The sequence below is a fragment of the uncultured Corynebacterium sp. genome (assembly GCF_902782855.1).
Classification (GTDB): domain Bacteria; phylum Actinomycetota; class Actinomycetes; order Mycobacteriales; family Mycobacteriaceae; genus Corynebacterium.
The window spans coordinates 1-11,649 of record NZ_CACZOO010000264.1; the positions used below are offsets into that span (position 1 = coordinate 1).

The following is an 11,649-nucleotide window of genomic DNA, read 5'->3' on the forward strand; positions in this document are numbered from 1 at the left end:
ACCACCGACGGCACCGTGGTGCCGCTGCGCCCGCGTGGTCAACGAACATCAGCACCGCGGCATCCGGATCTGACGAGGTCCGCACCGCGGCGTCCGGCACCGGACCGGCTGCGGCGGGAGGTGCTCTGCGAGGAGATCCGCCGTCACCGCACCGCCAGGAAGGAACGTCTGAGGGACGCCGCCGACCGCGCCGGGATCTCGCCGCAGTACCTCTCCGAACTGGAACGCGGCTTGAAGGACCCCTCCTCGGAGATGCTCGAGGCAGTGGCCGGGGCGCTGGGGAAGTCCTCCTTCGAACTCACCCGCTCGGCGATCCGGGCGTGGGGGACGACCACAGGCGTCGGCGGTACCGGCGGGTCCGTCCTCATGCTCGCCGCGTGAGCGCCCGGTCGACGATCCCGTACGCGACCGCCGCCTCCGGGGTGAGCACCAGCTGACGTTCGGTGTCCTCCCTGACCTGGTCAGCGCTGCGTCCACAGTGGGACGCCAGCACCTCCTCCTGCAGCCGGCGGATCCGCTCCATCTCCTCGGCCTCGATGATGAGGTCCGGGATCGTGCCGCGTCCTCCCTCGGAGGCGGGTGCGGCCAGGACCACCCGCCCGTGGTGCAGGATCGCTCGGTGACCGGGCGTCCCCGAGGCGAGCAGCAGGGCGGCGGACGCCACGGCCTGGCCGACACAGGTGGTCTCCACCTGCGGCCGGATGAACTCCAGACAGTCGACGATCGCCATCGTCGCCGACAGGGACCCGCCCGGCGAGTTGATGTACAGGGAGACAGGGGCGTCCGCGCTCTCGCTCTCCAGGTGCAGCAGCTGGGCGATGACCGCGTTCGCCACACCGTCGTCGACGGGGGTGCCGAGGTAGACGATGCGTTCGTCGAGCAGACGGCTGTAGATGTCCACCGTCTTCTCACCGGTCGGGGTGGAGGTGGTGACGTAGGGGACGGGGTAGCTGGTCACGGTCACGCCCCCAGTCCGAGTCGGGACCGGCGGGCGGTCAGTGCCCCGGAGCCGGTGAGGAAGTCCAGGTCAGACACGATGTGGTCGATGAACCCGTACTCCTTCGCCTCCTCGGCGGTGAACCACCGGTCACGCAGGGAGTCCCGGGTGACCTGGTCCAGGGGGCGTCCGGTGTCGTCGGCGATGCAGCCGAGCACGGTGTCGCGGGTGTGAGCGATGTCCGCGGCCTGGATCTCGATGTCCTGCGCGGTGCCGCCGATCCCGCCCGAGCCCTGGTGCAGCAGCACCTTGGAGTGCGGCAGGGCGTACCGCTTGCCCGGCGTCCCCGAGGACAGCAGGAACTGGCCGGCGCTGTACGCCATGCCGAGGTTGACGGTGGCGACGTCATTGGGGACGCCGCGTAGGCAGTCGCGGATGGCGAGCATCCCCGGCACCGAGCCGCCGGGGGAGTTGATGAGCAGGACGATGTCCGCCTGCGGGTCGCGGGCGGACAGGAGCAGGACCGAGGCGCAGAGCCGGTTGGCGGTGTCCTGTTCGAGGACGTCACCGAGGACGACGGTGCGGCGTTCGAAGAGGTCGCGGTAGATCTCGGCGTCGAGGGTGCGGGTGGGGTCGGGTGTGTTCTCTGACATGGCGTCCACCCTGGTTGTGCTGCACGGGTACCGGCAAGAGCGCGCTGCCGACGGCGGATCCGCTGTCAGCGGACCGGCCCTGTGCCCTGATCGGCGAGCCGATGTCCCGTCGCGACCTGGTTCAGTTGAACTCCCACAGCGCGGAGACCGGTGCGCCGTAGAGGCGGTCGGCGTACCGGTAGCCCTGGGGACTCGTGTTGATCACGATGCCCGCGATGAATTTCTCGCCCAGCCGGTCCCGCAGCCTGGTCAACGTGGCGAACTGCCGGGCAGAGAACGACCGGGATGCCTTCACCTCGATGCCGATCACCCGGCCGTCACTCAACTCGATGATGGCATCCACCTCTCCCTCGGTGCGGTCGCGGTAGTGGAAGACCCGGTAGTCAGCCTGCGACCACACACGTTGTTTGAGTAGCTCACTGACGACGAAAGCCTCCAGGAAGCTCCCGTATGCTTCGCTGTAGCGGATGTCGTTGAGCTGCTCCGGTGTGGTCAGCGAGAGTCTCATTCCCAGCGCCGGATCGGTGACGAAGGTCTTTGGTCGTCCGATCTCCCGCTTGGAGAGATTGGGCGTCCACGGCGGGATGCTCGTGACGAGACCCACGTCGTGGAGGAGGTCGAGATATCCGGTGATGGTGGACGTGGGGACCGACGTATCCTGTGCCAGTCTGGCCTTGACCAGTTCTGCGGCAGGTTGCCCGGCGAGGACGCGGAGCACGGACTCCACCCGGGCAGGTTCCAACTGTCGGTTCAGTTCTGCCATGTCGCGTCCGGTGACTCCCCGGAGATAGCCGTCGATCCACAGGTTGCGCTGGCGATCGGTACTGTCCCTGATCTCGGGGTATCCGCCAACGGCAAGAAGTCGGGCATAGGCTTCCCTGGTCACCGCCGTAGTCAGGGACGGAATGTCCGCGTGGTCAGCGATGATCCTGGGGACGAGGTCGTCGGTCGTGGATCGGATCTCGCCCTGGCTGAGGCCGTACATGGTCAGGCGTCCCACCCGGCCGGCGAGGCTGTCCGCAGTGCCATGGACGCGGAGCAGGCTGGAGGAACCGGTGAGGATGAACCTCCCGGGACGACGGTTAGCGTCGATGGCTGCCTTCACCGCCAGCGTCAACCGGGGCAGTCGCTGGATCTCATCGATGATGAGCTGTCTTTCCCCCGCCTGGGTGGCGAAGCCGTCCGGGTCCATGGCTGCTGCACTGCGGACGGCTTCGTTGTCCAGGGTGACGTAGACCGCGTCCGGGTCGGCGAGCTGTTGCGCGAGAGTGCTCTTGCCGACCTGCCGGGCACCTTCGATGATGACGCCGGGGAAGAAGGAGAGCATCTCTTCGACAACCGGTGAGGCATTGCGTGCGAGCAGTGGTGACATGGCTGCATCGTAGCTGAGTCCGCATGTTCGCACTATCGAGTCCGCATGTTTGTACAGTCGAGTTCGCATGTTTGCGGTGATGAGTCCGGATGTTTGCAGCACTTAATCCGCAGGTCATCGGTGATTCATCGCCTCAACCTGGACCCGGCGTCCCGCCCCTCAGTACGCCGGGGTGAACCCGCCGGCGACTGCGGAGCGGGCCATGCCCTCGTCCGCGGCGCGGTTGACCTCGCCGTAGGTCACGCCGTCGGCGCCGGTCACCCCGCCCGGCAGGTCGGCGTCGAACGCGACCTCCCCGCCGACGTACACGGTCCGCAGGTGGCGCAGTCCGCAGGCCAGCACATAGGTCGCCACCGGGGCCCACACCGGTCCCGTCGCCGGACTGCAGGTGCTGGGGTCGGACGGGTCATGGAACGATGTGCTGCCTGAACCCGGTGCGTTGCTGGTCAACCTGGGTGACGTGGCTGCGCGACTGACCAATGACCAGTGGAAGTCGACACTGCACCGGGTGAAGCCGCCGGTGGTGGACGGCACGATCCTGCGTCGTCCGTCGGCGGCGTTCTTCCATGACGGGAACGTGGACGCCGTGGTCGGCCCGCTGCCGGGCATGGTCGACTCCGACCACCACGCGCGGTATGAGCCGTTGACCGTGGGCGAGCACGTGGCCCGCAAGCTCGCCGGGTCCCGGTCGCTGGAACTCAACGCCTCGGACACGGCGCGTGAGTCGGAGCGGGTGATGTCCTCGCGGCGGTGACAGGTGACGGGCCGCCCTGTCAGCGCTCCGACTCCAGCTGCCCCGGTGTCTCCAGCTGACCCGGTGTCCGGAAGTGTTACCACCTCAGGCCGGTAATACTTTTCGTGAACTGGGGTTTTGCGGATAGCAGGATGTCTGTCCTGGTAACACTTCCCGACTCCGTTCGGTCGAGGTCACGGGTGGGACGGAACAGGGGACGAGACCGCCGGGCAGGGTCGGCGGCATGAGGTTGAAGCCGTCGGCCGCACCACCGACGATCCACCGCTCCATCTCATCCGCCTCATCCGCGATCTGTTCCGCAGTGCCGACGAACGTGGCGTGGCCACCGCCGGCGGCACGGTAACCCAGCAGGTCGCGGACGGTCGGTCGACCGTCCGGAGAGGACGCGAGGATCCGCAGGATCGTGCCGTAGCGCCCTGCCGGACCGGTGAACTCCGCCAGCGGCGGCAGGTCGGGCACCGGTTCGTCGAGTGCCCGGTCCGAGGTGTCCTGCCCGACGAAGAAGGACAGCTGGTCCAGGGAGTCCTGAACCGGCAGTAGGGCGTTGAGCTCCCGCTGTTTCTCCCCGGCCTGCGCCTCCGTGTCCCCGATGAAGGTCACCAGACCCGGCATGATCACCAGGTCATCAGGGTCGAGACCCGGTTCGGACGCCCGGCCTGGAACAGTACCGGATGATCCTGCGGTGTGGCGGAAGCGCTCAGCGGCCCCGCGACGTCGAAGAACCGGCCGTGGTGATCCACCGGTGTCGCCCGTTCCGGTGACGTCCCGGCCGGCCAGGACCCCACAACGCGGTGACAGCACCGATGAACTCCGCGGCCCGGGCGTAGCGTGCCGCATTATCGGGGAGATGCTCCATCCCGTGGTTGCGCGCTTCGGCGTCCGTCATGGAGGTCACCACGTTGATACCGGCGCGTCCCCCGGAGATGTGGTCCAGACTCACGCCGAGCCGGGGCCCGGGTGCACGCCACGCCGCAGAGTGGTGACCGCAGCCGTAGGTGAAGAGGTTCAGGTGCGTCAGTTCTTCACCAGACCACCGTCGACGACGAGGTTCTGGCCGGTGACCGCGCGGGCCCACGGTGATGCGAAGAACAGTGCCGTGTCCGCGAACTGCTCCGGGGTGGTGACCTCACGCAACGGTGTTCCGGCGGCGATACCGTCGAAAACGGCCTCCGGGGTGGCGGCGGAGGCGTCCGTGGTGCGTAGCAGGCCCCCGGAGATCATGTTCACGGTGATGTTCTCCGGCCCGAGGTCATCGGCGAAAGTCCTGGTCAGGGAGAGCAGTGCGGCCTTGGCTGCGGTGTAGTCGTGGTAGGGGACGACCGGGTTCTGGAAGAGGTTCGTGCCGATGTTCACCACGCGCCCGCTGCCGATCTCCCGGAAGCCGGGCAGTGCGGCCTGGATGACGTTCACCGCACCACCGACCGCACCCGCGAACTGGCGGTGGAAGGCGTCCCACGTGATGTCGGTGGCTTTCGGGCGGGCGTCCCCGTTGAAGGAGAAGTCGACCAGCGCGTTGTTGACGACCGTCGTGACCGGGCCGAGACCGGCGTCCGCGACAGTGGTGAACAGGGCGTCGACCTGGTCGCGGTCACGGACGTCCGCCTGCACGGCGAGGACACGTCCGGGGTTCTCCGCCATGAGGGACGCCGCGGCGTCGGCGCTGGAGAAGTAGTTGACGATGACGGTCGCGCCCTCGTGGAGGAAGGCGTCGGTGAGGGCCCGGCCGAGGCCGCGGGCGCCCCCGGTGACGAGGACGGTCTGATCGGTGAGGTTCATGCCCATGCCTTTCGGTCACAAGCGGTAAGGACCTTCGGGTCTGTGCGCTCGACTGCGCGGGCGTGCTCGGACCCTGGCAATCCCTCCGCCAGTACGAACTGGTTCAGGTTCGACGGGTGTGATCTCAGCCGCCCCGGTCGGGTGGCACCCCGTGTCAGGACGCGAGCGTAGCAGGACGTCTGTTTGTCCGCAGAAGGTTCTCCCCGGGCCGTGCCGTCCGGCTTCTTCATCAACAGCTGCAGTGTGGTCGCCATGGATGCTGTCGGTCGGGGTGCGGTGTGCGTCGGTATCCTCATGTCCGGCGTCGGGGTGCCGGATATCCTGGTCGCTGTCGGAAGGACGCCTCCGGGACGCCCGGTCCCGGCAGCCGGCACTCCTGTCAGTTCTGCAGCGTGAGCTCTCCGGCGGCCAGCTGCTTGCGCAGGTCCAGTTTGCTGATCTTGCCGGTGGCGGTCAGCGGGATGGAGTCGACGAAGGCGACGGCGTCCGGAATCCACCATTTGGCGACCTTCCCGTCGAAGAACCTGAGCAGCTCAGCGGCGTCCACCGTCGCGTCCTCGGCGGGGATGACGACAAGCAGCGGACGCTCCTGCCACTTCTCGTCCGGCATGGCGATGACCGCGGCCTGACGCACCGAGGGGTGAGCCACCGCGGTGTTCTCCAGGTCGATGGAGCTGATCCACTCACCTCCGGACTTGATGAGGTCCTTCGCCCGGTCCTCGATGTGCATGTAGCCCAGCGGGGAGACCGAGGCGACGTCGCCGGTGTCGAACCAGCCGTCGGCGGTGAAGGCGTCCGCGCCACGGGTGCCGTCGCCGCCGAAGTACGCCGAGGCGATCCAGGGCCCGCGGATCTGCAGCGCGCCGACGGCGTCACCGTCGTGCGGAAGGACCGTGCCGTCCTCGTCGACGATGCGGAGTTCCACCCCGAAAGGTGGGGCGCCCTGGCTGGCGCGGGCGGCGACCTGCACCTCCTCAGGTTGCTTCTCCAGGGTGGGGGAGGTGTGGAACATGGTGCCCAGCGGGCTGGTCTCACTCATTCCCCAGGCGTGCACCAGGTCCACCCCGTAGCGCTGTTCGAAGGCCTCCATGAGGGAGTAGGGCACGGCCGATCCGCCTCCGATGAGGCTCTTCACGGTGTCGATGCGCTTGCCGCTGGCGTCGAGGTAGTTGAGCAGGCCCTGCCACACGGTCGGCACACCGGCGGAGGTGGTCACGCTCTCCTCCTCCATGAGAGCCTGCAGTTCGGCGGGGTCGCCCATCTTCGGTCCGGGGAAGACGAGCTTCGTGCCTGTCATCGCCGTGGCGTAGGGGATGCCCCACGCGTTGACGTGGAACATCGGCACGACCGGCAGAGCGACTTCGGTGGCGCGCAGGTCGAAGACATCCGGGAGGGCGACACCGAAGCTGTGGAGGACGGTGGAGCGGTGACTGTAGAGGACGCCCTTGGGGTTGCCGGTGGTGCCGGAGGTGTAGCACAGGGCCGACGCCGAGTTCTCGTCGAGTACGGGCCATTCGTACTCGTCGGACTCATCGGCGATGAAGGCCTCGTAGCTCACGGCACCGTGCCGGGTGACCAGAGAGGATTCCGGCATGTGCCCGTCATCGGTGAGGATGACGAGGGTGGGGGTGTTGTCGAGTCGGGGGAGCAGTGTCTCGACGACCGGGACGAAGACCGGGTCGAGGAAGAGGAACTTGTCGGCGGCGTCGTTGATGATGAAGACGAGCTGGTCCTCGAACAGGCGTGGGTTGATGGTGTGGCACACGAGGCCGGCGCCGGAGACACCGTAGTAGAGCTCGAAGTGGCGGTAGTCGTTCCAGGCCAGGGTTCCGACGCGGTCGCCTTCGGTGAGGCCGGCGCGGGTGAGGGCGTTGGCGAGTTTCCGGGCACGGGAGAAGGCGTCGCGGTAGGTGTAGCGGTGCCGCGGGTTGTCGACCGTGAAGGAAACGATCTCCTGGTCCCCGTGCCGGCGGTCGGCGTGCCGGGCGATCTCGCTGATCAGCAGCGGGCGGTCCATCATCAGTCCGAGCATGGGGTGTTCTCCTCGTATGATCTCGGACACGGTCCTGGTGGTTCGGGTACTGAGCCACAGTTCGTGTCTGTTACGAGTGGTGACACTATGTGTTCGGAGCGGAAAAAGCAGCACTTTGTGCGAAACCTGGTCCGGAAACCACTGCTCCTGTCGTCGGCCGATGCCCGGAACACGGGTGTGGCCGCAGTCCCACCCCTGGAAGTGGGTGTCGATTCGGGCGGGTGCCACCCCCGATCAAGGTGGTGCGGCATGCGGCGGTGGAACAGACGGTGGAACAATGGGTCGCATGTCTGATGCATCTGCCCCCGTCACCCACCTCACCGATGGACAGGCCCTGGAGACCCTGGCCACCAAGACGTTCGGACGCCTCGTCGTACACCGTAAGAATGACATTGACCTGTTCCCGCTGAACTACATCGTGAACGACGGGAAGATCCTGTTCCGTACCGCCGAGGGCACCAAGCTGTTCAGCCTGAACCTCAACGAGGATGTCCTGTTCGAGGCGGACGATGTCGAGCAGGCCGCCGGAGGCACCGGTGAGGCGTGGTCGGTCATCGTCAAGGGCAACGCCCGTATCCTCCGGGACTCCGCCGACATCAACGCGGCCGACGAACTCCCCCTGAAGCCCTGGTTGCCGACGCTGAAGTACAACTACGTCGAGATCACCCCGAACGAGGGCGGTATCTCCGGCCGGAGATTCACCCTCGGCGAGGAGCCGGAGCGTTACTGAGGGGCTACGGGGGGCTCGGTCGGCGGCAGGAGGACGGGGACCCGGCCGACGGCCACCTACTGTGACCCGTCCCACTGTCGGCGACCGGTGACCACGACCGGTACGGTGATCCCATGTCCAGTTCTCCGGTCGCGTCCCAGGTGACGCCCTTCGCGAAGCCGCAGTACACCGCCGCGAAAAACAGTCGCACCCCCGGGCCGGTTCGCGTCGCGGGCGGGCCCGGGCACTCCACCGGGACCTGGGTGCGCCCTGTCGCGATGCCCGGGTCCGGGGTCATGGCGTCCATTTTCTCCACCATCCACCTCGGGGACAACGGCGTCACCGTCATCGACCCGGGCTGGACCGGGAAGAAACAGGAGGGTGGGTTCCTCCGCGACCTCGACACCTTCCTCCGCGACCGGGGACGCCGCCTCGAGCACATCACCCAGGTCATCGTCACTCACGCGCACCCGGACCACGTGGCCGCCGTGTCCTGCCTGTTGGACGCCACCCGCGCCCGTTTCATCGTCGGTGATCGGGAGTGGCGCAGCGTGGAGAAGTCACGCACCGGCGACGCCGACGACCCCTACGCGCCCTGGCCCGAGGCATTCGGGGCGCCGGCCGGTGTCCTCGAGGACCCGGTGGAGCACATGAACAATCCGCGCATCCCGGGGTTCATCCCCCGGCGGCATCCTGACGTGCGACTCGCCGACGGTGACCTGCTCGCCGACCATGGACTCGACGACGATCTCGGGGCGCGTGCCGTGATCACTCCCGGGCACACCCCGGGGCACATGTGTCTGGTCAACGAGGACGCCGGCATCTTCCTCGCCGCCGACATGATCCTCCCCGAGATCCACCCGGGCATCGGGCTGGGCGTCGGACAGCTCGGCGGCAACCCGGTCGTACAGTACCTGGAGTCCCTCGACCGGATCGCCGAGTTCGACGACCTGCTGGTCATCCCCGGTCACGGCTATGTCTTTTCCGGGCTCGCGGCACGACGCCGTGAGACCGCCGGGCACGTCCTCCACCGCGCCCGGGAGGTGCAGCGTGTCCTCGACTGGAACCCGGAGATCAGCGTGTGGCGGCTCGCATCGCAGTTGACCTGGTCCTCGGGGTGGGACGGGTTGCGCGAATCGCCGATGCTGGTGTCTGGTCTGCGGCAGACAATGATGTACCGTGACCTGGTGGTTTCCCGCGGCCTTTCCCGGGCCGGTGACGGGGAGGACCCACTGACCCGATGGGAGCGGACCTTTGGTCTCGACGAACAGTACAGGGCCCACTGAGGAACCCGGAGAGACACCGGCCGAGACTGCCGCGGGGACACTGGAGGAGAAGCTGAGCAGGATCACCACCTACCGGCTCCGGCTGAGCTACACCGGATCTGTCGTCGCGACGGTGATGATGCTGCTGTCGATGACGCCCTCCCTGCTGCCCCGCGGGCCGCTCTTCCAGGGCGTGGTCACCGGAGCATCCGCTGCCGTCGGCTACCTGATCGGCGTCTTCGTCTCCTGGCTGGTCCGGTACATGATGAACAGTGATCCGTCCACGGAGAAGCGCGGCCGGACCCTGAGCTGGCGGTGGTGGGCCCCGCTCGGCGGCCTCGCTGCAGCCGCCGCGGTCGTCGGACTGTGGCAGTTCCGGGTGTGGCAGAACGAGGTCCGTGATCTGGTCGGTGAGGATCATCTCGACTGGACGGCCTGGCCGGTGACCGTGGTCATCGCCGTGCTCGTCTTCCTCCTTCTGGTGCTGCTCGGTCAGGGCTGGGGGAAACTGGCCCGTACCCTCTACCACTGGCTGGACCGCGTCCTCCCGCCGCGTGTCGCCAGGGTGTGCGCCGTGGCGGTGATGGTCGTCTTCACCGTTTTCCTGGCCAACGGCGTGGTCGCGAACTACTCGCTGCAGTTCCTCAACGCGTCCTTCGCGAGTGCGAACGACGACACACCCGACGACGTCACCCGGCCCACGGACGGGTACCGGTCGGGGAGTCCGGATTCGCTGGTCAGCTGGGAGTCGTTGGGCCGGGAAGGGCGGAAGTTCGTCGCTCTCGGACCGTCCACCGACATGCTGGCGGAGGTCAACGGCCGCCGCGCCGTCGAGCCGATCCGTTCCTTCGTCGGCCTCGGGTCCGGGGACGACCTGCGGGCGAATGCCGCGCTCGCGGCCGAGGAACTGGTGCGCGCCGGCGGTCTGGGGCGTGAGATCATCGCCGTCGGGTCTGCCACAGGGTCCGGTTGGATCAACCAGGCGACCGTCGACTCATTGGAGTACATGTACAACGGCAATGTCGCGACCGTGTCGATGCAGTACTCCTACCTGCCGAGCTGGTTGTCCTTCCTGGTCGACCGGGAACAGGCCCGGCAGGCGGGCGTGTATCTCTTCGAGGCGGTGGACGCGAAGGTCCGTGAGCTTCCGGAGAACCGTCGGCCGAAGATCGTCGTCTTCGGTGAGTCGCTCGGTTCCTTCGGCGCTGAGGCGGCGTTCGGGACCATTCCCACGCTCACGGCCCGGACCGACGGCGCCCTGTTCGTCGGGCCGACGTTCAACAATGACCTGTGGCGGGAGGCCACCGACCGTCGGGACGCGGGGTCACCGGAACGGCTGCCGGTCTACGACGGTGGTGAGCACGTGCGCTTCGCCGCGTCCACCGGGGACCTGGACATTCCGGACGCCGAGTGGCGGGAACCGCGGACGGTGTACCTGCAGCACGCGTCCGACCCGATCACCTGGTGGTCGCCGGACCTGGTGTTCAACGAGCCCGACTGGCTGAGGGAGTCCCGGGGGGCGGATGTGCTGTCCTCCACCCGGTGGCTGCCGATCGTCACTTTCCTGCAGGTCAGTGCGGATATGGCGGTTTCGACCGGAGTGCCGGAGGGCCACGGCCACAAGTACATCTCGGAGATCCCGCGGGCCTGGGCGAAGATTCTCGAACCGGACGGGTGGACCGGGGATGAGGGCGAGGAGAAGCTGACGGAGATCATCCCCCGGCTGGAGCGCAGCGGCGTGGCCCCCGGGGCGCTTCCGGAGGATCACGAGTAGCTTCCGGCTCTTCTGCCGTTTCCGTGGGCTTCACACCTGCTCACCGGCGCCTACCGCAACCCGGTAGCTGCGGCGGGTACCCACCCAGGTGAAGCATCGCCATCGCAATCAACGACTCCGGCGACCTGAACCCGAACGACACCCGCGTGATCAACCGGATCTTCGTGTCCACCGACTCGATCCTCCCGTTGGACAACCCATGGGTAATCGACGCGAGGATCGCCTCCCGGTGCGCCTTGATCGTCGTGCGTAAATCCCGGAACTCAGGGATCCGGCACCGCTGCGCCCACCCCATCCACTTGTCCAGCGCCTCACCGGCCTGCTCGGCAGGCAACCGGAACACCGTGCGCAGTCCCTCCTTGAGCAAATACGCCCGG

Annotated in this window: 11 protein-coding genes, 2 pseudogenes and 1 riboswitch; of the genes and pseudogenes, 5 read left to right on the plus strand and 8 right to left on the minus strand. The window is 67.5% G+C overall.

The genetic code is table 11. The features are described from left to right. Positions 1-18 precede the first annotated feature (18 nt). The gene (locus tag QZV72_RS10740) at positions 19-381 is read left to right on the plus strand and encodes a helix-turn-helix domain-containing protein (RefSeq protein WP_367119102.1); all 363 of its coding nucleotides are present in this window, start codon (positions 19-21) and stop codon (positions 379-381) included. Here the strand turns inward: QZV72_RS10740 and QZV72_RS10745 are convergent. The 4 genes and pseudogenes from QZV72_RS10745 to QZV72_RS10760 form a co-directional block, all read right to left on the minus strand. Beyond that, complete coding sequence (locus QZV72_RS10745; protein WP_367119100.1) at positions 365-964, minus strand: ClpP family protease; 600 nt, start codon at positions 962-964, stop codon at positions 365-367. The genes QZV72_RS10740 and QZV72_RS10745 overlap by 17 nt on opposite strands. Next, the gene (locus tag QZV72_RS10750; RefSeq protein ID WP_297008356.1) at positions 961-1,590 is read right to left on the minus strand and encodes a ClpP family protease; all 630 of its coding nucleotides are present in this window, start codon (positions 1,588-1,590) and stop codon (positions 961-963) included. Before QZV72_RS10750 ends, QZV72_RS10745 begins: the two co-directional genes overlap by 4 nt. Positions 1,591-1,711: 121 nt before the next feature. Next, positions 1,712-2,962 carry an ATP-binding protein gene (locus tag QZV72_RS10755; protein ID WP_297008359.1) on the minus strand — a complete coding sequence of 417 codons (1,251 nt, stop codon included), beginning with the start codon at positions 2,960-2,962 and terminating at the stop codon, positions 1,712-1,714. Positions 2,963-3,121: 159 nt separating this feature from the next. Then, positions 3,122-3,346: pseudogene (locus tag QZV72_RS10760) on the minus strand (cytosine deaminase); the annotation flags it as partial. 34 nt (positions 3,347-3,380) lie between these two features. On the opposite strand from QZV72_RS10760, the gene QZV72_RS10765 reads away from it, so the two are divergent. Further along, positions 3,381-3,716 carry a 2OG-Fe(II) oxygenase family protein gene (locus QZV72_RS10765; RefSeq protein WP_367119101.1) on the plus strand — a complete coding sequence of 112 codons (336 nt, stop codon included), beginning with the start codon at positions 3,381-3,383 and terminating at the stop codon, positions 3,714-3,716. Between the two features lie 198 nt (positions 3,717-3,914). Here the strand turns inward: QZV72_RS10765 and QZV72_RS10770 are convergent. The 3 genes and pseudogenes from QZV72_RS10770 to QZV72_RS10780 all read right to left on the minus strand — a co-directional run. After that, positions 3,915-4,734, minus strand: a pseudogene (locus QZV72_RS10770) (LLM class flavin-dependent oxidoreductase); the annotation flags it as partial. Continuing rightward, complete coding sequence (locus tag QZV72_RS10775) at positions 4,731-5,498, minus strand: 3-oxoacyl-ACP reductase (RefSeq protein ID WP_297008361.1); 768 nt, start codon at positions 5,496-5,498, stop codon at positions 4,731-4,733. The gene QZV72_RS10775 and the pseudogene QZV72_RS10770, both read right to left, overlap by 4 nt. Positions 5,499-5,554: 56 nt before the next feature. Beyond that, positions 5,555-5,654, minus strand: a riboswitch (TPP riboswitch). A 217-nt stretch (positions 5,655-5,871) separates the two neighbouring features. Beyond that, positions 5,872-7,524: a long-chain fatty acid--CoA ligase gene (locus QZV72_RS10780; RefSeq protein ID WP_297008363.1), complete on the minus strand. Its 1,653-nt coding sequence runs from the start codon at positions 7,522-7,524 to the stop codon at positions 5,872-5,874. Between the two features lie 286 nt (positions 7,525-7,810). Here QZV72_RS10780 and QZV72_RS10785 point away from each other — a divergent pair, with 286 nt between their 5' ends. The 3 genes from QZV72_RS10785 (at position 7,811) to QZV72_RS10795 (ending at position 11,272) form a co-directional block, all read left to right on the plus strand. Next, positions 7,811-8,254, plus strand: coding sequence for a pyridoxamine 5'-phosphate oxidase family protein (locus QZV72_RS10785; protein WP_297008365.1), 444 nt, complete (start codon positions 7,811-7,813; stop codon positions 8,252-8,254). A 113-nt stretch (positions 8,255-8,367) separates the two neighbouring features. Further along, positions 8,368-9,519 carry an MBL fold metallo-hydrolase gene (locus tag QZV72_RS10790; RefSeq protein WP_297008367.1) on the plus strand — a complete coding sequence of 384 codons (1,152 nt, stop codon included), beginning with the start codon at positions 8,368-8,370 and terminating at the stop codon, positions 9,517-9,519. Between the two features lie 40 nt (positions 9,520-9,559). Beyond that, positions 9,560-11,272, plus strand: coding sequence for an alpha/beta-hydrolase family protein (locus QZV72_RS10795; protein WP_297008373.1), 1,713 nt, complete (start codon positions 9,560-9,562; stop codon positions 11,270-11,272). A 40-nt stretch (positions 11,273-11,312) separates the two neighbouring features. Here the strand turns inward: QZV72_RS10795 and QZV72_RS10800 are convergent. Beyond that, on the minus strand, positions 11,313-11,649 hold a 337-nt coding region (locus tag QZV72_RS10800), incomplete at its 5' end, for a transposase (RefSeq protein WP_297008368.1).

What these genes read in the sequence shown, in the direction of transcription:
- QZV72_RS10750 (WP_297008356.1), bottom strand. Translation starts at nt 1,590, where the DNA reads ATGTCAGAGAACACACCCGACCCCACCCGCACCCTCGACGCCGAGATC.
- QZV72_RS10755 (WP_297008359.1), bottom strand. Translation starts at nt 2,962, where the DNA reads ATGTCACCACTGCTCGCACGCAATGCCTCACCGGTTGTCGAAGAGATG.
- QZV72_RS10775 (WP_297008361.1), bottom strand. Translation starts at nt 5,498, where the DNA reads ATGGGCATGAACCTCACCGATCAGACCGTCCTCGTCACCGGGGGCGCC.
- QZV72_RS10780 (WP_297008363.1), bottom strand. Translation starts at nt 7,524, where the DNA reads ATGCTCGGACTGATGATGGACCGCCCGCTGCTGATCAGCGAGATCGCC.
- QZV72_RS10785 (WP_297008365.1), top strand. Translation starts at nt 7,811, where the DNA reads ATGTCTGATGCATCTGCCCCCGTCACCCACCTCACCGATGGACAGGCC.
- QZV72_RS10790 (WP_297008367.1), top strand. Translation starts at nt 8,368, where the DNA reads ATGTCCAGTTCTCCGGTCGCGTCCCAGGTGACGCCCTTCGCGAAGCCG.